At 66.3% G+C, this 20,893-nt stretch carries 16 protein-coding genes; 12 read left to right on the forward strand and 4 right to left on the reverse strand.

From position 1 onward, the window contains the following. Positions 1-173 precede the first annotated feature (173 nt). From V7082_RS07715 to V7082_RS07725, 3 genes are all read left to right on the forward strand, one after another. Positions 174-2,357 carry a dynamin family protein gene (locus V7082_RS07715; protein WP_334147358.1) on the forward strand — a complete coding sequence of 728 codons (2,184 nt, stop codon included), beginning with the start codon at positions 174-176 and terminating at the stop codon, positions 2,355-2,357. Next, positions 2,354-3,643 carry a dynamin family protein gene (locus V7082_RS07720; RefSeq protein ID WP_334147360.1) on the forward strand — a complete coding sequence of 430 codons (1,290 nt, stop codon included), beginning with the start codon at positions 2,354-2,356 and terminating at the stop codon, positions 3,641-3,643. The genes V7082_RS07715 and V7082_RS07720 overlap by 4 nt, the downstream gene beginning before the upstream one ends. A 338-nt stretch (positions 3,644-3,981) precedes the next feature. After that, complete coding sequence (locus tag V7082_RS07725; protein WP_334147361.1) at positions 3,982-5,169, forward strand: SH3 domain-containing protein; 1,188 nt, start codon at positions 3,982-3,984, stop codon at positions 5,167-5,169. A gap of 42 nt (positions 5,170-5,211) precedes the next feature. Here V7082_RS07725 and V7082_RS07730 read toward each other — a convergent pair whose 3' ends face one another. Further along, positions 5,212-6,726, reverse strand: a complete 1,515-nt coding sequence (locus V7082_RS07730) for a hypothetical protein (RefSeq protein ID WP_334147363.1) — start codon at positions 6,724-6,726, stop codon at positions 5,212-5,214. A gap of 215 nt (positions 6,727-6,941) precedes the next feature. On the opposite strand from V7082_RS07730, the gene V7082_RS07735 reads away from it, so the two are divergent. After that, positions 6,942-7,337 carry a DUF930 domain-containing protein gene (locus tag V7082_RS07735; RefSeq protein ID WP_334147364.1) on the forward strand — a complete coding sequence of 132 codons (396 nt, stop codon included), beginning with the start codon at positions 6,942-6,944 and terminating at the stop codon, positions 7,335-7,337. Positions 7,338-7,448: 111 nt separating this feature from the next. On the opposite strand, the gene V7082_RS07740 is transcribed toward V7082_RS07735, so the two are convergent. Further along, positions 7,449-7,982, reverse strand: a complete 534-nt coding sequence (locus tag V7082_RS07740; RefSeq protein WP_334147366.1) for a TetR/AcrR family transcriptional regulator — start codon at positions 7,980-7,982, stop codon at positions 7,449-7,451. 299 nt (positions 7,983-8,281) lie between these two features. Here V7082_RS07740 and V7082_RS07745 point away from each other — a divergent pair, with 299 nt between their 5' ends. The 3 genes from V7082_RS07745 to V7082_RS07755 all read left to right on the forward strand — a co-directional run bounded on the left by V7082_RS07745 (position 8,282) and on the right by V7082_RS07755 (position 14,593). After that, the gene (locus V7082_RS07745) at positions 8,282-9,475 is read left to right on the forward strand and encodes an efflux RND transporter periplasmic adaptor subunit (protein WP_334147368.1); all 1,194 of its coding nucleotides are present in this window, start codon (positions 8,282-8,284) and stop codon (positions 9,473-9,475) included. Positions 9,476-9,657: 182 nt separating this feature from the next. Beyond that, on the forward strand, positions 9,658-12,837 hold the full coding sequence (locus V7082_RS07750; RefSeq protein WP_334147370.1) for an efflux RND transporter permease subunit: 3,180 nt from the start codon (positions 9,658-9,660) through the stop codon (positions 12,835-12,837). 418 nt (positions 12,838-13,255) lie between these two features. Further along, a complete protein-coding gene (locus V7082_RS07755) occupies positions 13,256-14,593 on the forward strand; it encodes a globin-coupled sensor protein (RefSeq protein WP_334147373.1) in 1,338 nt (445 codons plus the stop codon). Positions 14,594-14,656: 63 nt separating this feature from the next. Here V7082_RS07755 and V7082_RS07760 read toward each other — a convergent pair whose 3' ends face one another. Next, positions 14,657-16,270, reverse strand: a complete 1,614-nt coding sequence (locus V7082_RS07760) for a bifunctional aminoglycoside phosphotransferase/ATP-binding protein (RefSeq protein ID WP_334147375.1) — start codon at positions 16,268-16,270, stop codon at positions 14,657-14,659. 353 nt (positions 16,271-16,623) lie between these two features. Here V7082_RS07760 and V7082_RS07765 point away from each other — a divergent pair, with 353 nt between their 5' ends. Then, positions 16,624-17,037: a winged helix-turn-helix domain-containing protein gene (locus V7082_RS07765; RefSeq protein ID WP_334147377.1), complete on the forward strand. Its 414-nt coding sequence runs from the start codon at positions 16,624-16,626 to the stop codon at positions 17,035-17,037. Positions 17,038-17,069: 32 nt separating this feature from the next. Here V7082_RS07765 and modA read toward each other — a convergent pair whose 3' ends face one another. Next, on the reverse strand, positions 17,070-17,879 hold the full coding sequence (gene modA / locus V7082_RS07770) for a molybdate ABC transporter substrate-binding protein (RefSeq protein WP_334147378.1): 810 nt from the start codon (positions 17,877-17,879) through the stop codon (positions 17,070-17,072). 699 nt (positions 17,880-18,578) lie between these two features. Between modA and V7082_RS07775 the strand changes: the two genes are divergently transcribed. The 4 genes from V7082_RS07775 to V7082_RS07790 all read left to right on the forward strand — a co-directional run bounded on the left by V7082_RS07775 (position 18,579) and on the right by V7082_RS07790 (position 20,818). Further along, on the forward strand, positions 18,579-18,752 hold the full coding sequence (locus V7082_RS07775) for a NepR family anti-sigma factor (RefSeq protein WP_334147380.1): 174 nt from the start codon (positions 18,579-18,581) through the stop codon (positions 18,750-18,752). A gap of 1 nt (position 18,753) precedes the next feature. Continuing rightward, positions 18,754-19,305: a sigma-70 family RNA polymerase sigma factor gene (locus V7082_RS07780; protein ID WP_334147401.1), complete on the forward strand. Its 552-nt coding sequence runs from the start codon at positions 18,754-18,756 to the stop codon at positions 19,303-19,305. 139 nt (positions 19,306-19,444) lie between these two features. Then, positions 19,445-20,287, forward strand: coding sequence for a response regulator (locus V7082_RS07785; protein ID WP_334147381.1), 843 nt, complete (start codon positions 19,445-19,447; stop codon positions 20,285-20,287). A gap of 171 nt (positions 20,288-20,458) precedes the next feature. Then, the gene (locus V7082_RS07790) at positions 20,459-20,818 is read left to right on the forward strand and encodes a response regulator (RefSeq protein WP_334147382.1); all 360 of its coding nucleotides are present in this window, start codon (positions 20,459-20,461) and stop codon (positions 20,816-20,818) included. Positions 20,819-20,893: the final 75 nt, after the last annotated feature.

Here is a 20,893-nt window from a genome sequence, read left to right on the forward strand (position 1 = left end):
CGCAGACGGGGGTAGGTCGCCCCGCCCGCGGGCCTGCCGGAGCAAGGTGCGGCGGGGCTCGGCCGCCGTTTCTGCGAGGCCCGGGCGCGATGGACACGTTTCGGCCATGACTTTCGTGACTTTTTACGGCGGATCGAGGGAAAAAACCGCCGGCGCCGGGGAGGCATAGGGACTTGCACGCGGGTCTATCGGGGGAGGATGTCCAAGGAGCGGGCCGCATCGGCTCCCGGCTCGAGGGGCTGCGTCAGCAGCTCCTGAGCTGTGGCGACGTGCTCGCCGGACTCGTCGAGCCGACCTCGCGCCCGCTCATCGCGGACGCCCTCCGCAACCTCCGGCAGCTCGAGTGCCGCATCGCGGTGGTCGGGCAGATCAAGTCCGGAAAGAGCTCTTTCATCAATGCGCTGATCCGCAATCCGCGCTTCCTGCCGACCAATGTCACGCCGTGGACGACCTCGGTCACCAACCTGCATTTCGGCCAGGCGTCCCCCGGCGGCTATGCGGCGGTCTTCACGTTCCTGCAGCGGACGGAGTGGGATCACCTCGCGGAAGGCGGCGGGAAGATCCGCGAGCTCACCGAGCGGCTCGTGCCGGACTTCGAGCCGCAACTCCTGCAGCGGCACGCGGAGATGCTGCGGGTGCGGGCGAAGGACCGCCTCGGTGACGAGTTCGAGACGCTGCTCGGCCAGGCGCATTTCTTCAAGAGCCTCGAGCCTGGAACGCTCGAGCACTACGTCTGCTCCGGCGATTTCACCGGATCGCCCACGATCGGCAAGTACTCCGATATCACCAAGTCCGCCGACATCTATTGCCAGCAGGGTCCGTTCGAGTTTCCGTGCACGGTCGTCGACACGCCGGGCACCAACGATCCCTTCCTCATCCGTGACGAGATCACGCGCCGCTGCCTCGGGATGGCGGACGTCTACATCGTCGTCCTCACGGCTCGCCAGCCGCTGTCGGACAACGATGTGGCGCTGCTGCGCATCATGCGCGGCCTCAACAAGGATCGCATCGTCGTTCTCATCAACCGGATCGACGACCTCTCCGATCTCGATAGCGAGCTGCCGCAGGTCGTGTCCTTTGTGCGCGACAAGCTGGCGGCGGAGTTTCCGGGCTCCAGCATCCCCGTCGTCTACGGCAGCGCCTGGTGGGCGAACCAGGCCCTTTCCTTCGACGAGCAAGCGGCGGCCCGCATTCTCCGGCGCAAATCCTCCGGATACTTGCTGCGGGCAGGGCTCCTCAAGCCGAACGAGCTCGGCGCGGCGGCGCTCGCCACCGAGGACGCTCGCGACCGCATGCGCCAGTCGCTCTACGCCATGTCGGGGCTTCCGGCCGTCAACCGGGCCATCGACACGCTGATGGGCATGTCGCATCCCACCTACACTTTGCGCCAGATCACGCGCAGCTTCGCGGAGATGGCGCGGGCGTGCGAAAGTGCGGCGCGCAGCGAGCTGCAGATCCTACTCGCGTCGCAGAACGAGCGCGCCGCCGCGCCGCCCACGGAGCAGCAGCTCGCCATCTACGCGCAGGAGCGCGAGCTCCTGGTGCGTGTTGCCGCAAACATCGAGGCTTCGGCGTCGGGGATCGAGGCGCAACTCGCCAGGATCATCCAGGAGGAGAAGGACCGGCTCAGCGCCAGTCTTAAAGGGGCCATCGATACGCATGCGAAGCGCGAGCGCGACGTGCTGATCGATACGCTTTCGCGCGGCCGCTCGCCGCGTGTCTGGACGCATGAAGGCGTGGAGCTCAGGCGCGTGCTCGCGAGCGAGTTCCGCGTCGGGTTCGAGAAGGCCGCCCATCGCCTGACGTCGTTCCATGCGCGCGTCGTGCCGGAGCTGCACCGCCTCATGAACACGCTCGTGCCGGAGCCGGACCTCGTCGATCCCCGCGGAGAGACGCTGGCCATCCCGACGCCCACCATCGCGCCGCTCGGCCGTGTGCTCGTGCTCGATCTCAAATCGGCGAGCTGGTGGCGGGCGCTGTGGAGCCGGCAGCGCTCGCCGGAGGCGTCGGGGGCGGAGATCGAGAAGCTGATCAAGGCCGAGTTCGCGCCCATTGCCGACGAGCTCGTCCAGCTCGCCGGCCACGAGTTCCATCAGTTCAGCACGACGACCATCCGCTGGTCGTTCGGAGCCTGCCGCAATATCCAGCATGCGCTCAAGCGGCGCGTCGAGGTTCTGATCGCCGACTACGGCGGCGCTCAGCCGCCGGCGGCCGACGCGGGGGCGCCCGGTCGGGACGACAGGATCCGCACGCAGGCGCAGCGCCTCAAGGATACCGAAACCCTGACCCAGCATCTCGAGAACCTTGCGCAATACATCGACACGGTCCTGAAGACCGACGCTCCGGGCACCCAATGAGACGAGTCACCCACCAGTATCCAGAGCGGTTGCGGGCGGTCCGGGAACGGCTGATCGCGACCAATATCGACGACCCGGCGATCGGCCACTGCATCACCGGGCTGCAGCGCCTCGAGGCGGTGCTGCGCCGCCCGTTGCGGGTGGTCGTGCTCGGCGAGAGCAACGCCGGGAAGACCTCGGTTACCGATCTCATCATCGGGCGGGGGCTGCTTCCGACCGGCGTGGTGTCCCATACGCGCGTGCCCGTGCTCGTCACGCATGCCCCGGAGCCGGCGATCCACGGCGTGGACGACACCGAGATCCGCGTCCGCAACGGCGTCGGGGCGCTCGCCGGCGTCGCCTATCGTGCCGTTCGGGTGGCGCTGCCGATCGAGGCGCTCAAAGGTTATCAGGTGCTCGATACGCCGCCGTCGGCGCGGCCGGCGGCGTTCGTCGCCGATGCGGATATCGTGATCTGGTGCACGGTCGCGACGCGGGCGTGGACGGAGAGCGAGCGCGCCTGCTGGGCGGCGCTTCCACGGCGCTGCGCCCGGAATGCCCTGCTCGTCGCCACCCACAAAGATGGCCTGGATACGGACGAGGATGTGGCGCACGTCAAGGAGCGGCTCAGGAATCTCACGCGGGGATTGTTCCGCAACGTGGTGCTCGTCGATGCCGGGGGCATTGAGGACGACGGGGCGGCCGTCGCGCCGGACGACGACCCGTGGAACGGGGCGCGCGAGCTCAGGGAGAGCATCGGCCGTCTCGCGGACGGCATCGTCGAGCAACGGACGCGGAAGGCGGATAAGATCATCCGTCGGCTGGGGAGGCTTGCGTTTCATCGGTTCGGCAGCGACGAGGTGCGGCCGGATACGGCTGACCTGCTTTCGCGCTGGCAGGGGCACGCCGGCCAGCTTCTCGAGATGCTCCGGCAAGGGCGGCAGACGGTTCCGGAGGCCATCAAGGCGCTTCTGGTCGCCTATGCCTTCTACGCGGAGAAATTGCGGCCGGGCGTGGTGCGCGGCGACGATACGGTGTCCGGCTCCGTGACCCATGCGCTGGCGACGCCGATCCGCTGGCCGCAGCAGACGACGGCTGCGACCCGTCTCGTGCAGACGCTCGCCTCCGACCTCACCGGGCTCTTGCGCATGCTGGCCGGACATTCGGCAAGCCGGGATCCGGCGGTGGGGGAGGAATATCAGGCGGCGCGTGCCATCATGCTCACGCTGGCGGATCTCGACGGCGCCTTCGATGCGCTGGGCCGCATGCTCGGCTCGGCGCCGGTCTCCGAGCTGCACACGGCTTAGGCTCCGTACTGCTCACCTTGTCCCTCGCGCGTCCTGTCCGGGCTGAGCCTGCTCTCCGCCGTGGCGAGGAGGCGGCTGTTGCTTTGCCAGGCATTTCGGAGGCTCGCTGCGCGCTTTCGCACGGCCCGGGTATAAGGTTCCTTTACCCTACGGTAACGCCTCACGGGCTATTGGTTGGTTAGGCCCGCCGCAGCATGTGTGCGGCGGTGCCTGGGCTTCCAGCTCGTTGGCGGGGCGGGATTTTTCCGGCCTAACGATCGGGCGGACCGTGTTCCTGCCACACTCCTGGTGGAGGAAGGAAGCTCATCCGTCGCGTCGTGTAGCGTCAGGGTTCTTCCTTGTTCAGGCCGTTCCTCGTCATAAGCTTTGTGTCAGCGGCGACCGGCGCACTCGCGGATCCGGTTCCCCTGACGAACGACGACCTGAAGCGGACCGTAGCCGGCTCTACCGTCGCCATCGATACGCCGCTCGGCACCACCGTTCCCATGCGCTTCGGCACCGACGGGTTCGTTTCGGCCGAGGCCGGCGTGCTCGCGCCCGTCCTGGGATCCGCCAAGGATCGCGGGCGCTGGTGGATCGACGGCGACAAGCTCTGCACGAAATGGTTCCGCTGGTTCGATGCCGGCGTGCGCTGCCTGACGCTCGCGCGCGATGGCCAGCGCATCCACTGGCGCAAGACCGACGATGGCGAGACGGGAACCGGAACGCTCGTCGATTGGACGCCGCCCGCGGAGAAGCCCACGGTCGTGGCGAAAGCTCAAGCCCTCGCGAAGACGCCCGAGCCTCAAGCCGAGAAGCGCGCGACGCGGCTGGCCGTGCCGCCGCGCGAGGTTCCCACGCCGACGCCCCCCGTACCGGCCGAGCGTGCTCAGCCCGCGTCCGCGAGCCCGCCGACCATCGTCGCGCGCGCCGAGCCGGACCCGGAGCCGGCTCCCGAGCTGAACGGCGGGCCGGCGATGCGTTTCGGCGGCGCCGGTCTTCTCGGTTCCTCCGCGCTGGCCGCTCCCGCGCCCGAGACGGCGGCAGATGACGCGCCGATGACAAAGGCTCGCGACGTAACGCCTGGGCAGCAGTCTCCCGGTCCGCCGAAGCCTGAGACCAAACTGCCGGCCAAGGACTCCACCAAGGACGCCGCTGCCCGAAAGGCGCCGCAGACCCCCGCCGTCCATCGACAGGCGGCGCTCTCGGCCGCCGCGCCCGCCAAGACCATTGCGCCGCCCCCGCGTGGGCCGTCCGCGACCGAATGGGAGGGCGTCAACGTCGCGACGTCGAGCGAGGTCGCGCTCTACAGGGTGCGGGGCGTTGCCGATTACGATGTCTTGAATGTGAGGCGGGGCCCCTCGGAGCAGCACGCACCGATTGCCTCCATTCCGCCGACCGGCCGCCGCGTCGAGATCACCGGACAGTGCCGCGCGGACTGGTGCCCGATCCGCTATCGCGGCGTGACGGGTTGGGTCAACCGCTACTATCTCGCCGAGGACAGAGCCGGCCTCGGGTCCGCGAGCCCGGTCTATCGCCGCCGTTGAGGCGCATCCGGCGTCGTGCCGGAGTGCGGCCGGCAATCGCCCTCAGCGGTCGCGCGCGATCTCGGCACCTTTCAGCTTGTTACCGAACAGCAGGATCGCCGCCAGCGGTACGACGAGCCCGATGGCCATCACGACGCCGAGCAACAGGGGCAGGTTGTCATAGGCTCCGCGGTCGATAATGAAGATCTGGTTCAGGTACTTCGTCTGCAGGGCGGCGGCGACCAGCGCCAGGTTCATCAGCGACCCCATGAGCGCGAACCACGTGGCCCGGCGCTGCTCGGGCGCATAGATGGCGCAAAGGGTCAGAAGCGGGATCATGCTGAGCTGCAGGAAGGGCGATGAGGCCGCCGTGTCGATGATGGCGATGGTGCGTGCCCCGAACCCGAAGGCGGTTTCGGTCCACTCGCTGATGCCGAGGGTGAGGGCAAGGCTCGGCAGCGAGAGGACGGTCGCGATGAGGGTGAGCCAGAACAGCACCACGGGAATGGGCCGTCCGGTAATAGAATCGGAGAAGATCCAGGTGCCGACCAGCGCCAGCAGGGCGCCGATCTGATTCAGCGTTCCCTGGAAACTTTCGTCGAAGCCGAGCACGTCGATCGTGAACCACGTGTAGCCCTGGCCGACGAGCGGCGTCGCGCGGAACGCGAAGATGATGATGGCGGCGTAAAAGATCGTCCTCTGGGTCTGGCGGTCGAGGTCGCCGACGACGCGCCGGAGCATGGCGGAAACAACGACCATCGACACCACGAAGACGATCTCCTGGGCATAGGGCACGCCTGTCACCGCCATGGCCATAACAGCAGCGCCGAAGGCCAGTCCGCCGCCGAGGATGCGCCAGTCGACGGGGCGCGTCTCCGAGCTCTTTATTTCGATCAGAAGGGCGCCCGATACGGAGATGAGCGGGATCGCGAGCCCGCACAGGAACACGGCTTCGTAGGAGAAGAGGCTTGCGAGCCATCCGCCGAGGCCGGCCACGACGACGAGGCCGAGGGACAGCGCGAGGCGGCCCAGCACCTGCACCATGCCGAGGTCGCGATTGACGTCCTCAGGGTTGCGCGGGGTTCCGTCCGGGTTCTCGCGGTCGACGACCTCGGTGCTCATGGCGTCGGCCGCGACGTCCTGCAGGACGACGCCGACGACGCTCAGGAATGAGCCGAGGCGATACAAGTCGGCGGCAGGGGCGAACGCGAGCCAGCCGCCCGCCGCTCCGGCCAGCGTCAGGAGCCCCAGAGCGACCAGCGCGCCGCCGATCACGACATAGGCGCGGCGCTGGGAGCCGAACACGGGCACGGCGTCGACAAGCTCTCCGAACACCATCTTGATGGTCCAGGGCAGCGTGAGCCAGACGCTCAAGGCCGCGAGCTCGGAGGGCGTGAGCGTCAGCGAGGATTTGATCCAGAAACTTTCGGCGATGGTGATGAGGCCGAGCGCGCCGTAGGCGAAGTAGACCATCAGAAGCGGGAGATAGCGCAGGCGGAAGGCGCGGACCGGCGTGAGAAGCGCCGTTTCGAGTCTTTGCCGAAGCCGATGCCCGGCCGGCAGCGTCGCGTCCGTCATGTGTGCTGTTCCCCGATCCCCTTGGGCCGAAGATATAGCCGGCGGGGGGCGGGCGCGAGGCAAGAAAGTGAGGTGCTGCGGCCCGGAAGACAATCGCATCCACGCTTCTGTCGGTCGGCAGTTCCGTGTCACTCCGTTTGCCGAGACGAAACGCAAAATGCCGCCACATTTGCTTGGTCTTGAGGGGCGGGCTCGATCGGGGGATGGGGGTGGACGTGCGCACGGCATGGGCTGCGATTTTCTCGGTGTTTCTGATGCTCGATGCGGGCCACATGGCTGAGGCCGGCTCGCTCGAAAGGGCGCTCCTCAAGCTCAGTCCGGAGGAGCGCGCGCATCAGGCGTGCGTCGTCAGAGGTCTCGAGGCGGTGCGCCGCGGCGACAAGCGGTTGCGCGAAGCGGACCGGCTGATGCCGGACACGTTCAAGCGCGCAGAGTTCGACGGCAGCGTGGTGTCGGCCAAGGGTGCGGCCGTGCGTGCGAGAGATCACTGGTATGCGCTCTCGTTCGTGTGCACCGTGTCGGATGACCAGATGAAGGCGCTCGCCTTCACCTACAAGGTCGGTGCCGAGGTTCCCCGCGAGAATTGGGACGACTTAGGCCTCTGGCGCTAGAGCGTGATCATTTTTGATTGAATCGGGATCACGGTCTATTTCTTTGATGAGACCGATGATTCACACTTCAGGCTGATAGGGCCTGAAGTGATCATGGTCTAGCTCTCTGGATCAGAGCCCGTCGCGGGCGGCGCTGGCCAGGAGATCGCGCAGCATCTGCACGGCCCTCAGCGCCGGTCCGCGGCCGCCGCATTGGATCGAGATGCGCGCGCCCTCGAAGAGCAGGAACACCTCGTCAGCCAACGTTTCGGGGTTGCGGTAGCGGGACGCCTCGAACAGCGCCACGAGTTGGTCGCGCTTGCGGCCCTTGTAGTCCTCGATGACGGCGCGGGCCGGATGGCCCGGCTGAAGCTCCACGGCGGCATTGGCCAGCGCGCAGCCCCGCTCGAAGCGGCTGGTCAGCACCTCCTCGACGTAATCCACCCAGGCCGCAAGGCGCTTTTCGGGATCGTCGGGATAGGTCTCGGCGAGCCGCACCCACACTGCGTCGCCCTCCGCGGCCAGCTCGCGGACGTAGGCCACGACAAGCTCGTCCTTCGACTTGAAGTGGCGGTAGAGCGTCATTTTATTAGTCTGAGCCGTTTCCGCGATCAGCTCGACGCCCACGGTATGGAGGCCGTGCCGGTAGAACAGCTCGCGCGCCACGGCCAGAATCCGCTCCCGCGGAGGTGGCAGGGCCTTCTCGCCCGCGTCAGTTTTTCGCCGGGTTTGAACCAAGGTCTGGCCTGCTGCCCCTTGACTGCTAAATGGGTGCCGATTACCAACGGGGTGTTACCGGTCAGTATCGTTTCTATATGTAAGGCAACTTTCGCGTCGGATCAATCTCACCCGAAAGGTTCGTCGCCTCAATTCCCGGATTTCCGGTCTGTGCGCAATCCTCTTTTGCCGTGCCGATCCGAAAAGCTGCGGAGACGTGTTTTTTCAGTTCCTGCGCTGGAGGGTTCATGCAACCTCGTCGCTCCCATCTCGCTTTCGCGGCCGCCCTGGTGCTGGCGCTGCCGCTTGCCGCGTGCGGGGAGCAGCAGGCCGCAAAGCCCGCCGATACCGCTCCTCCCCCGCCCAAGGTCACGGTGGCCAAGCCGGTGCAGAAGCTCGTGTCGGACTACGACGAATACGTCGGCCGTTTCGTGGCTTACGACTTCGTGGAGGTCCGTGCGCGCGTGTCGGGATACCTTGAGCGGATCCATTTCACCGACGGCCAGCTCGTGAAGCAGGGAGACGCCCTCTTCACCATCGACCGGCGCCCGTTCGAAGCCTCGCTCGACCAGGCCAAGGCGGCGCTCGAGCAGGCCAAGGCCAACCTGGCTTACGCGGAAGCCGACCTCAAGCGCGGCACCAATCTGGTGCCTGGGACGTCGATCACGCAGCAGACCCTGGACCAAAGGACGCAGGCTAAGCGCGTCGCCGAGGCATCAGTCATGGCGCAGGAAGCGGCCGTGCGGCAGGCGGAGCTCGACCTCGCGTTTACCGAGCTCAAGGCGCCCGTGTCCGGCCGCATCGGCGACCGGCGCGTGTCGGTCGGCAACCTCGTCACCGGCGGGACGACCGGCAACACGACTCTGCTCGCGACGGTGGCGACGGTCGATCCGATCCGCTTCGAGTTCACGATGGATGAGGCGTCCTATCTGCGCAACCTGGCGGCCGTGTCGGGCCAGGCCGCGGCGGGGGCCGATCGCGGAATGTCGCTGCCGGTCAAGCTCAAGCTGATCGACGAGGACGGGTTCAAGCACGAGGGCAGGATCGATTTCGTCGACAACGTCATCGACCGCTCGACGGGCACCATCCGCGGCCGGGCCGAATTCAAGAACCCGGACGGCAAGCTGACGCCCGGCATGTTCGGCCGTATCCAGATCACCACGTCCAAGCCCGAGACGGCGCTGCTCGTTCCCGATGCGGCGATCGCGACCGAGCAGGTGCGCAAGTTTGTCTACGCCGTCTCGGACGACGGTGTTGCCAGTCCCAAGTACGTCACGCTCGGCCCCGTGGTCGACGGCCTGCGCGTTATCGCGTCCGGGCTCGATGCGCACGATACCATCGTGGTCAACGGATTGATGAGGATCCGCCCCGGCATCAAGGTCGAGCCGGAGCATGCGACGGCCGCGAGCGAGTCCAAGGATACGATCGTGGGCACGAACTGACGGCCACGGCGGTTCTCCCACGCCGCGCGCGGGAGGATCCGGCGGAACCGATCGGGCGCGGCTCTTCTCATTCGAACGGAGCCGCGCTGCAACTTTTTGACGAGACCCATGAGGGACGCTTCGGACGACAGGGTCCGAAGCGCTCACGGTCCAGGTCATGACCTAAGACGACAGGCGGATCCATGCGCATCTCGCACTTCTTCATCGATCGGCCGATCTTCGCCGCCGTCATCTCGATCGTCTTCGTGATCGTGGGCGGCGTGGCGCTCGGCCGCCTGCCGATCGCCCAGTATCCCGATATCGCGCCGCCGGTCGTCAACGTGACGGGCCAATACCCCGGCGCCAGCGCAGAGGTGGTCGCCTCGACCGTTGTGGCGCCGCTCGAGCAGCAGATCAACGGCGTCGAGCGCATGCTGTTCATCTCCTCGAACTCGACGGGAGACGGGCGCTTCTCGATCTCGGTGACGTTCGATCTCGGCACCGATCTCGACACGGCGCAGGTGCAGGTGCAGAACCGCGTGTCGGTCGCGCTGCCGAGGCTGCCGGCGGATGTGCGCAACATCGGCGTCACGGTGGCGAAAGCCTCGCCCGACCTGATGATGGTCGTGCATCTGCTCTCTCCCGATCAATCCCGCGACACGCTGTTCATCTCGAACTACGCCAGCGTCAATGTCGTCGACGTCCTGAGCCGCATCGAGGGCATCGGGTCGATCACGGTGTTCGGCAGCCGCGACTACTCGATGCGCGTGTGGCTCGATCCCGACCGGCTGCAGTCGCTGTCGCTCACCGCCAACGATGTCGTGACGGCGCTCCAGCGCCAGAACGTGCAGGTGGCGGCGGGCATTCTCAACCAGCCTCCGGTGGCACAGCCGGGAGCGTTCCAGATTTCGGTGCAGACGCAGGGCCGGCTCGCCAATGCGGACGAGTTCGGGGAGATCGTCGTCAAGCAAAGCGGCGACGCGGTGGTGCGGCTCAAGGACGTGGCGCGGGTTGAGCTCGCGGCGCTCGACTACGGCGTCAACTCCTACCTCGACAAGAACCCGGCGATCGGTCTCGGCGTCTTCCAGCTTCCGGGATCGAACGCCATCGCCACGGCCACCAAGATCAAGACGACGATGGAGGAGCTCTCGAAGAGCTTTCCGGCGGGCTTGAAGTACGACATCATCTACAACCCGACGGATTTCATCCAGCAGTCCGTCGATGCGGTGATCAGTACCATCCTGGAAGCCGTCGTGCTCGTCGTGCTGGTCGTCATCCTGTTCCTGCAGACCTGGCGCGCGGCCATCATTCCGATCGTCGCCATTCCTGTGTCGCTGATTGGCACCTTCTTCCTGCTCGCGGCATTCGGATTCTCGCTCAACAACCTGTCGCTGTTCGGGCTCGTGCTCGCCATCGGCATCGTGGTCGACGACGCCATCGTCGTGGTCGAGAACGTGGAGCGCAACATGGCGCTCGGCATGAACCCGCGCGAGGCGTCGTACCGCACGATGGAGGAGGTGGGCGCGGCGCTGATCGCGATCGCGCTCGTGCTCTCGGCGGTGTTCGTGCCGTCGGCCTTCATCACCGGCATCTCCGGCCAGTTCTACCGGCAGTTCGCGCTCACGATCGCGGGCGCGACGGGCATCTCGCTCATCGTGTCGCTGACGCTCTCGCCGGCGCTCTGCGCGCTCCTGCTCAAGCCGCACGAGCACGGGGCCCCTCAGCGCGGGAACATCCTGATGGCGCCCGTGCGTGCTTTCTTCCGGCTGTTCAACTGGAGCTTCGACAAGTTGAGCGTGGGCTATGCCTGGTTCGTCGGCAAAACCGTCCGGCTCGCCGTCGTCATGCTCGTCGTTTACGTCGGCATCATCGCGTTTGGCATGAACGAGTTCCGCAAGACGCCGGTGGGGTTCATTCCCGCGGTCGACGGCGGCTATCTGATCACGGTTACGCAGTTGCCGCCTGCCGCCTCGCTCGCGCGTACGGATGCGGTCAACAGGCGCGCCGTGGAGATGGCGCTGGAGACGCCGGGCGTGGCGCATGCGGTCAACATCGTCGGCTTCTCGGGTGCGACGCGAACGAACGCGCCGAATGCGGGTGCGATTTTCGTCGTGCTGAAGCCGTTCGAGGAGCGGGCGCGCGATCCCAACCAGTCGGCGCTGGCGATCCAGAAGGCGCTGCTCGAGAAGTTCTCGACGATCCAGGACGCGATGGTGCTCGTGGTCTCGCCGCCGCCCGTGCGTGGCATCGGCAGCGCCGGCGGTTTTCGCATGATGGTCCAGGACCGCGGCGGCGCGGGCTCCGGCGCGTTGCAGCAGGCCGTGATGGCGATGATGGCGAAGGCCAACCAGACGCCCGGCCTGATGCAGGTGTTCTCGCTGTTCGAGAACGCGACGCCGCAGCTTTTTCTCGACATCGACCGGGTCAAGGCGCAGATGCTCGGCATCAACGTGGCCGACGTGTTCGCGGCGTTGCAGACCTATCTCGGCTCGTCCTACGTCAACGACTTCAACCTGCTCGGGCGCACGTTCCGGGTCACGGCCCAGGCGGACAGCGACTTCCGCAGCAATGCCAAGGATGTGCTGCAACTCCGCGTCCGCAACGCGGGGGGCGATGCGGTGCCGCTCGGCACGTTCACGACCGTGCGCGACGTGTCGGCTCCGGCGCGCGTGCCGCGCTACAACCTCTATCCTGCAGCGGAGCTCGACGGCTCGGCCGCGCCCGGCTACTCGCAGGGCCAGGCGATCGACCTGATGCAGAAGATTGCGGCGGAGACGCTGCCGCAGGGGTTCAGCTACGAATGGACGGATCTCGCCTTCCAGCAGATCCGCGCCGGAAATACGGCGGCGTTCGCATTCGCGCTCGGCGTCGTGTTCGTGTTCCTCGTGCTCGCCGCGCAATTCGAAAGCCTGACGCTGCCGCTCGCGGTGATCCTGATCGTGCCGATGAGCCTCATCGCGTCGATTACGGGCGTCATCCTGCGCGGCATGGACAACAACATCCTGACGCAGGTCGGCTTCATTGTGCTGATCGGCCTTGCGGCCAAGAACGCCATTCTGATCGTCGAGTTCGCGGCGCAGGTCGAGCAGCAGGGCAAGAGCAGGTTCGAGGCGGCCAAGGAAGCCGCGCGCCTCAGGATGCGGCCCATTCTCATGACGTCGCTGGCGTTCATCCTCGGCGTCGTGCCGCTGGTGTGGGCGGTCGGGGCCGGCGCCGAGCTTCGCCAGGCCCTCGGCACGGCGGTGTTCGCCGGCATGATCGGCGTGACCCTCTTCGGGCTCATCTTCACGCCGGTGTTCTACGTGGTCTGCCGCTGGCTCGGCGGGCTCTTCACACGGCGGCGGCCCGCACCGCAAGACGAAGCGTCGGCTCCGGCCGAGTGAGCCTCGCTCTCCTGCGCCACGCTGGCGTGCGGGCCAGGAAGCACGGTGCAAAAATGCACCGAAGCGACGGCTTTCCATACCAGCGCGGCGTGTCTCTGGACCCCGCGCTTTCATTCCTCATGTTTGCGATGTGCGCTCAAACGTCCAGCTTAATCCGTGGTGCCGGCTGATGTTTTTGTAATTGAAATTCCGCCCCACACTGGCGGCTTTCTACTTTCAATCCATTCTTTGCCGTCTTTCAAATCCAGGTGCCGGTTCTTGTGTTTCAAGGCGACTCACGTCTTCCTTTTTCATATGCGAAAACAATCGCTTCGAACATTCATAGGTTGTTATCCATCTTATAATCTTCGACGGTTGTTGTGCGCCGGATGTTTTCCCTAAAACCGATAAATCCATTTTTGTGGACCAGAGATTCGCGATGACCCATAACGCATCCATTTCCGCACGCCTGTCATTCAATCAGATCGACGAGGAAACGCGGAGGCTGCTCCGGGAGAACAAGGATTTCATTGCCGGCGAGCTTCCGGGGATCCTCGATGCGTTCTACGATCACATCATGCGGTATCCGGAGACGGCGGCTTTCTTCAAATCCCGCGATGTGATGATGGGTGCCAGGAACGCGCAACTCCGGCACTGGCTGACCATGCTGGACGCGACTTTCGACGGCCCCTACGAAGCCTCGATCAAGCGCATCGGCGAAACGCACCATCGTATCGGCCTCGATCCCAGGTGGCACATCGGGGGATACAACACGATGCTTGCCGGGATCATCCAGGCCATCGCGCTCAGACTGCCGTCGCGTCCCGCGGCGTCGTCGGCGTTCGGGAAAGGCATTGTCCTCGACCGCAAGGCGGCGCTGCAATGCGCCGTGGTCAAGGTTGCTTTGCTCGACATGGACCTGGCGATCTCCGTCTATCTCGACGCCGGGCGCCGCGATCTCGACAAGCTCGCCGGTCTCGTCGTCTCGATGGCCGGCGCAGTGGCCCATACGGCCGTCGAGCTCGAAAGCGCGGCGGAATCCGTCGCCGGATCCGCGCGCTCCGCGACGGACCAGACGGCGGCCGTCGCAGCGGCTGCCGAAGAGGCGTCGGCCAACGTGCGGACGGTCGCGTCCGCCGCCGACCAGTTGTCGGCCTCCGTCAGGGAGATCTCACGTCAGGTCGCCGGCTCGACGGAGATTGCCGGACGGGCCGTCACCACGGCCGACGAGGCCTCCGGCAAGGTGCGCAACCTCTCGCAAGCCTCGCAGAAGATCGGCGACGTCGTCGAGCTGATCAGCAACATCGCGCGGCAGACGAACCTGCTCGCGCTCAACGCAACGATCGAGGCGGCGCGCGCGGGCGAGGCGGGCAAGGGGTTTGCGGTGGTCGCGCAGGAGGTGAAGTCGCTCGCCAACCAGACGGCCAAGGCGACCGCCGAGATCGGGGCGCAGATCACCGCGATCCAGGGCTCCACGGCGGATGCGGTGGGCTCGATCGGATGCATCGGCGACATCATCAAATCCATCGATCAGATCGCCACCACCATCGCGGCGGCGGTCGAGGAGCAGGGTGCGGCCACGATGGAGATCGCGCGGAACGTGCAGGAAGCCGCGCGGGGGACCGCGGACGTGGCTTCCAATGCCGTGGGGCTTTCCAATTCGGCGGTCTCGACGGGGAGCGCTGCGGCCCAGATGCTGGCAGCCGCCAAGAAGCTCGGAATGCAGGCCGAGGAGCTGAGAAAGACGGCGGAAGGCGTGTCGAGCAAGGCGGCTTAGGTCATGACCTAGGCCGGATCACGATCGCCTCGGACCCGATCCGCCCGAAGCGTCACGCCTCCCTCACGCGGGCCAGGAGGGGTCAGCCGTCAGGCTTTCTCCGATCTCGCGCCGAAGGATGGTCACTGCCGTCTCGAGCGTGTACTCGCGCGTGCGCCCGGCGTCGATGGTGGGCCAGGTCAGGGGGCCGAGGTCGCGCTCCGCTTGGCAGCGGACGACGGCGGCATCTGAATCCGACGCGTCGCCGCGGCGGGCTTCGACGCGCGCGATCTGCGTTTCAAGCGATGCTTCGAGCCACAGGCCGCAGAAAAGCGCGCCGTTGTTTTGCGCGATGGCGGCGATCCGCTCGCGCTCCGCGGGCTTCGCCGATACGCCGTCGAAAATCACGCCATGCCCGGCGGCGAGGGCCCGCTCGGCCTTCTCGTAAAGCACGGCGTAGACCTGATCGGAGACGTGCTCGGTATAGTGCTCCGGCGAGAGGCGTTCGGTTTCAGCGACGGCGAACATGCGCTTGCGCTCGACGTCTGTGCGCAGGATCAGCGCGCCGGGGGCGGGGCCGACCAAGGGAGCGAGACCCGCGGCCAGTGTCGATTTTCCGGTGCCGGAGAGGCCGGCGACGGCGACCAGGACCGGCTTTGCGGCCGTCAGGTAGCCGTTCGCGGCCTTCAGGTAGGAGACAGCGCGGAGGGTGTCCGTGCTCTCCTCTTCCGCCCCTCTCTGAAGCGCGCTCTCGCAGGCGACGAGCGCACGCACGGCGGCGCGCGTCGCCAGGAACAGCGGCAGACTCGCCAGACCTTCGATCTCGCCGCTGGCGGGCTCGGCGCCGACGTAGGCGTTGAGCACGGCGTTGGCGGCCTTGCGGTCGCCCCGCACGTCGAGATCCATCAGGAGGAATGCGAGATCGTACAACACGTCGATGGTGGCGAGGCTTTCGTCGAATTCGAGCGCATCGAAGGGGACGGCGCGTCCGTCCTGCATGACGATGTTTCCGAGGTGGAGATCGCCGTGGCAGCGGCGCACGCAGCCGGCGCGGCCGCGCGCTTCGAGAAGCGGGCTGCAGCGCTTCACCTCGCCGGCGCTGCGGCGGGCGAACTCCTCGGCGAGCGGTCTCACGGACGCGGGGGCGTCGGCCACCAGGTTTGCCGCGAGCGCGGCGACCGTGTCGCGCATGATGGCCGAGCCGGAGAGGCCCGCCACGGGCGGCAGCGCGCGATGGTAACGCACGGCCATGTCCGCGAGCTCCCTTGCCGTGTCCAAGGCCAGCGGTCCCTTGCCGGCGATGCGCGCGAGAAGCTGGTCCTGGTCGAAGCGCGTCATCAGAAGCGCGACGTCGAGGGGGTCGCCCTCGTCGAAGGCCAGCGTCCCATCGGGTCTGCGGCCGATCGCGACGAGGCGCCGGTAGATTTGCGGCGCGTGCGCGCGGTTGAGCTCGAGCTCGCGTTCGAGGGCGGCGCGCCGCCGGGCCAGCGTCGTGAAGTCGAGGAACGGAAGCTTGACCCGCTTCTTGATCTTGAGAGCCGTGCATCCCGCGAGCACGATGCACGCGGCGTGCGTTTCGATGGTCTCGATACGGCCCACGGGCTCGTCGTAGGACGCCGGGCTCGTGAGGAAGGCGATCAGCTCGTGCGCGTCGCGGTCCTCAGCTGAGAGATCGGAGGGGCGGCGTTCGCTCGTCATCTTGTCGTTCTCGGCCGATGGCGGGGATCCGGACGACGTAACGGGCCCGTTGCGCCCGGTCAATCCGTTGCTCCCCGCGGTCCTCGAGCCCCGGGGCGCGTGTTGCGGGCTCTCGCTTCCGCCTCCGAGGCACGCTAGTGTCCCGATTCCGAAGTTCGCTTGAGTTTGCGGCTAGGTCCCATGGCGAACTTCGGAATCATGAGGGACACTAGAAATATGGACTTGCTAGTGTGATTCAGATCGAGAAATTCGCTCGGGAGCAGGCTGCTTGATATGGCGAATTTCTCGATCATCACACTAGAACCCGGGAGGGTCGAAGGCAGAGGGCCTTCCGTCACCATGGCGGCGGTGCGATGAAAGGCAAACAGAAAGAGGCGGTGAAGCCCGGCCGGCGAAAGATGCTGGCGGACGAGGGGCCGCTGTCGCGTGCGGCGTTGCGGCTTCGGATCATTTTTCCCGGCGACCGGCAAATCGGCCCCGGCAAGGCTGATCTTCTGGAGGCCATCGGGCGGACCGGATCGATCTCGTCGGCGGCGCGGGAGCTCGGCATGTCCTACCGACGCGCGTGGCTCCTGGTCGACGAGACCGGCAAGCTCTTCAAGCGGCCGATCGTGACGACGGCCGCGGGCGGGGTGCGCGGCGGCGGGGCCGAGCTCACCGATTTCGGCCGCGCGCTCGTCACGGCCTATCGGCGCATCGAGGATCGGGCCGCGGAGGCATCGCGGGCCGAGCTGATCGCGTTCGAATCGGATCTTGCCGACGTCTGACGCATGAAAGCCGGCCGTCGGGAGCGGCTGGCCTACTCCTTCAGGACCGTGAAGCCCTCGGCCTCGAATACCCTAGTGGCGGCAGGAGACGACAAGACCGCGAGGAACGCCTTGGCGTCCGGATTGGCGGAGGAGGCCGTCAGCGCAACCGGGTAGACGATGGGCGGATGGCTGTCGGCCGGAAACGTGTCGACCACCCGCACGTTGGGCTCGCTCCTGGCGTCGGTCTCGTAGACGATGCCGAAGGGCGTCTCGCCGCGCGCGACATAGGCGAGGGCGACGCGCACGTTCTCGGCGCCGGCGACCTTGCCGGAGACCTGATCCCAGACGCCGAGGCTGGTGAGCGCCGCCTTGCCGTAGACGCCGGCCGGCACGGAGCTCGGCTCGCCCATGGCGATGCGCTCGCCGCCGAGCGCGTCCGCGAGCTTGAGCCCCTTCTCGATCCTGAGGTCGGTCGTGCTGTCCTTCGGAGCGATCAGAACGAGGGTGTTGCCGAGCAGCCTCTTGCGTGAGCTTGTGTCGATCAGCTTGCGCTCGGCGAGCCAGTCCATCCATTTGAGGTCGGCGGAGAGGAAGAGGTCGGCGGGCGCACCGGATTCGATCTGCTTGGCGAGTGCGGAGGATGCAGCGAACGACAACGTCGCTTTCCGGCCGCTGCTCTGCTCCCAATCATTCGCGATGCGATCGAGCGCGTTCTTGAGGCTCGCGGCAGCGAAGACGACGACGGGCCTGGTTGCGGCGTCGGTCTGTCCCGACCGCTGCGTGTCCTGCGCGTGGGCGAGAGGATATCCGACGAACGCCAGCGCCAGCGTGCATGCCAGCAGTCGAGCCAATCTGATCATGGAAGAGATCCTGCGTGGAGCTGTATTTTTGAGAATATAGCGATCTACGGACACCGGCGCTCTGTCAAGCGCGCGCAAGCGCGCGGCGCCCCCTCGGCGCCATCCTCGATACTGCTCGCTTAAGGGCAAGGACGGAGTGGTGGGGTGGGTGTGGTGCCGGCGGCAACGATCGGGAGGGATTTGCCTGCCGGCACCACGAGCATGACGCCACCCGTGCTCTAGGGTCGGGGAGGGGGTGCGAGCGGCGCCAGCTATGCGAACTCGTCTTTGAGGCTCGCTGGTCGCCCTGTAACGCGTGTCTCGGGCGGGGGTTCCTGCCCGTCCGCCTGCGACACATGTGCTCCTCCATGCACGATCCCCGAAATTTTTGTGGAACCAAATGCGCGGATGGCACGTTGCCCTGCTCAACGTGCGTGCGTCGCTTACGGGGGTATGTTGCTGAAAATTCTTCGGTAATTTTGGTTAATCCTGCGCTGTGCGGCGTAGGCAGGATGCGGGCTCAAGCTTGGCCGGCGTAAACGTTCGTCGATCTCGGGTCTGTCTGGGCGTCCGAAAAAGTGGTCATTTCAAGATATGGGCCGGTCAAAGCGTGTGGCGACCGGTGGCGTTGGGAGGAGAGGTTCCGAGGGACCGCATGATATGAGCACACCGAAATCCGTTCAGCCGGCTCAGACCGTAGACTCCGGGGAAGCCTTGAGCATGGATCCGCCTGCAAGCCTCGACGAGGCAATCCAGTCCGCTATCGGACGCAAGCTGCGCGAAAGCTGGCAAGAGGTCGTCAACGAGAAGGTGCCCGACAAGTTTCGAGATCTTCTCGACCAGTTGAAGAGATCCGAAGGCCCGGATCAAGAGAATGGGGGGCGTGAAAACTGAGATGGTAGCGCCGGACTTCGAGCAATCCCTCGTGGGGGCGATCCCGCATCTGCGCGCCTTTGCCCGATCGTTTGCAAACGATCCCGCGCGCGCCGACGACCTCGTGCAGGAGACGCTCGTCAAGGCGTGGAACAGCCGCGAGTCCTTCACTCCCGGCACCAATTTCCGAGCCTGGCTCTTCACGATCCTGCGCAACGTCTATTTCTCGCAGCATCGCAAGCTCAGGCGCGAGGTGGACGATCCGGACGAGCAGTACCAGAACTCGCTCGCCGTTCCGCCCGAGCAGTACGGCTATCTCGATCTCGCCGACTTTCGTACCGCGCTCGCCCGGCTGCCTCCGGACCAGCGGGAGGCGCTGGTGCTGGTCGGGGCGGAAGGGTTCTCCTACGAGGAGGCCGCGGAGATCTGCGGCTGTGCGGTCGGCACCATCAAGAGCCGCGTCAATCGCGCCCGCACCAGGCTGGTCGAGGTGCTCGGCGATCCCGAGCTCAAGCCCGGAGCCCATGCGAGCCCGGCGGTTCGGGGCGGCCAGTTGCTCAAGGCACGCGGATGAGACCGGATGGTTCTACGTTACCGAATTGATATTCTTATGAATGTCCGCTCTTGGAACCATCTGCCGAGATGGAGCATTTAGACTGAGGGTCGCAGCCAACAGAGCGTCTGCCGTCGGTCTGCTGAGTAGGGAGAAAACCATGTCGCTTGCCGAAACGATCGCACCTCAACTTCCTTACCTGAGGCGCTTTGCGCGAGCGCTCACGGGCAGCCAGGAGAGCGGTGACGCCTATGTGGTGGCCGTGCTCGAGACCCTGATTGCGGATCCGCAGGGCTTTCCGGAGAGCCAGATGAAGCGGGTCGGGCTCTACAAATGCTTTTTGAAGGTCTGGAACTCCATCAGCCTCAACAGGGACGCCGTGGCGCCGAAGACCCAGGCCGACCGCAGCCTCGAAGCCATCACGCCGCGTCCGCGGCAGGCGTTCCTGCTCGCCTCCGTCGAAGGGTTCACGACGGAGCAGATCGCCGAGATCCTCGCATGCTCGCGCGAGGAGGTCGGCCGGCTCATCGAGGAAGCCGGCGAGCAGATCGCCGAGCAAACGGCGACCGATGTGCTGATCATCGAGGACGAGCCGCTGATCTCCATGGACCTCGAGGCGCTGGTCAAGGGCCTCGGCCATCGCGTGTCGGGGATCGCCCGGACGCACCGCGAGGCCATTGCGGAAGTGAAGAAGAAGCAGCCCGGGCTCGTGCTTGCGGATATTCATCTGGCGGACGGAAGCTCTGGCCTCGACGCCGTAAACGAGATCCTGCTCGGCATCAATCTGCCCGTGATCTTCATCACCGCATTCCCGGAACGATTGCTGACCGGCGAGCGGCCCGAGCCGACCTTTCTGATCACCAAGCCGTTCGAGCCGAATACGGTGCGGGCGCTCGTCAGCCAGGCCCTGTTCTTCGGCACAACCGCCCGCGTGCCGGATGTGACGGTGGCGGCCGGAACGCCGAGCGGGCCGAGGCTGGCCACGTCGTCGGCACGGCCGTAGGCGACGCCGGCAACGCGCGCGGGGCCCGTGCCCCGCCGCGCAGACGCCGCGCGATCGTTTTGTATTGAACTGCGGCTCTTCGTGATCCACGTTCGACATGGGTCCAGCCGCCATGCGGCGGGACGTTGGGGGTCTTTGACCGGCAAACGCCCTGACCTCAAGGTTTTTTGTATGGCACGTGTGCTTGTTGTCGATGACGAGGCCTTGATCGCCATGATGTTGAGCGATCTCCTGGTCGAATACGGCCACGAGACGGTGGGCCCCGCGCACACCGAGGAGCAGGCGCTCGAGCTCGTGGCCTCGACATCCATTGATGCGGCCATTCTGGATGTGACGCTCGGCGACCACGACTGCTTCGCGGTGGCGGAGGCCCTGGGACGGCGCGGTATTCCGTTTGCATTTGCGACGGGGCACGGCGCGCAGTCGATGCCGGATGCCTTTCGCGAGCGCGTGACGCTTTCGAAGCCCTTCGACTTCGAGGTCGTGCGGCGGCTCATCGATGAACTGGTTGCGCCGGGAGCGCATCCCTGACCTGTCGCCCGCGAAGGCGGAACGGATAGGCCGCTCCCCGGCTTTCGAGATTGGACGCACGTGCGCCGCCCTCGC

It is taken from the genome of Hyphomicrobium sp. (assembly GCF_036833075.1).
Taxonomy (GTDB): domain Bacteria; phylum Pseudomonadota; class Alphaproteobacteria; order Rhizobiales; family Hyphomicrobiaceae; genus Hyphomicrobium_C.

Excerpts from the sequence above, each read along its gene's own strand:
- V7082_RS07720 (WP_334147360.1), top strand. The coding sequence starts at position 2,354 with ATGAGACGAGTCACCCACCAGTATCCAGAGCGGTTGCGGGCGGTCCGG.
- V7082_RS07730 (WP_334147363.1), bottom strand. The coding sequence starts at position 6,726 with ATGACGGACGCGACGCTGCCGGCCGGGCATCGGCTTCGGCAAAGACTC.
- V7082_RS07745 (WP_334147368.1), top strand. The coding sequence starts at position 8,282 with ATGCAACCTCGTCGCTCCCATCTCGCTTTCGCGGCCGCCCTGGTGCTG.
- V7082_RS07750 (WP_334147370.1), top strand. The coding sequence starts at position 9,658 with ATGCGCATCTCGCACTTCTTCATCGATCGGCCGATCTTCGCCGCCGTC.
- V7082_RS07755 (WP_334147373.1), top strand. The coding sequence starts at position 13,256 with ATGACCCATAACGCATCCATTTCCGCACGCCTGTCATTCAATCAGATC.
- V7082_RS07760 (WP_334147375.1), bottom strand. The coding sequence starts at position 16,270 with ATGACGAGCGAACGCCGCCCCTCCGATCTCTCAGCTGAGGACCGCGAC.
- V7082_RS07765 (WP_334147377.1), top strand. The coding sequence starts at position 16,624 with ATGAAAGGCAAACAGAAAGAGGCGGTGAAGCCCGGCCGGCGAAAGATG.
- modA (WP_334147378.1), bottom strand. The coding sequence starts at position 17,879 with ATGATCAGATTGGCTCGACTGCTGGCATGCACGCTGGCGCTGGCGTTC.
- V7082_RS07775 (WP_334147380.1), top strand. The coding sequence starts at position 18,579 with ATGGATCCGCCTGCAAGCCTCGACGAGGCAATCCAGTCCGCTATCGGA.
- V7082_RS07780 (WP_334147401.1), top strand. The coding sequence starts at position 18,754 with ATGGTAGCGCCGGACTTCGAGCAATCCCTCGTGGGGGCGATCCCGCAT.
- V7082_RS07785 (WP_334147381.1), top strand. The coding sequence starts at position 19,445 with ATGTCGCTTGCCGAAACGATCGCACCTCAACTTCCTTACCTGAGGCGC.
- V7082_RS07790 (WP_334147382.1), top strand. The coding sequence starts at position 20,459 with ATGGCACGTGTGCTTGTTGTCGATGACGAGGCCTTGATCGCCATGATG.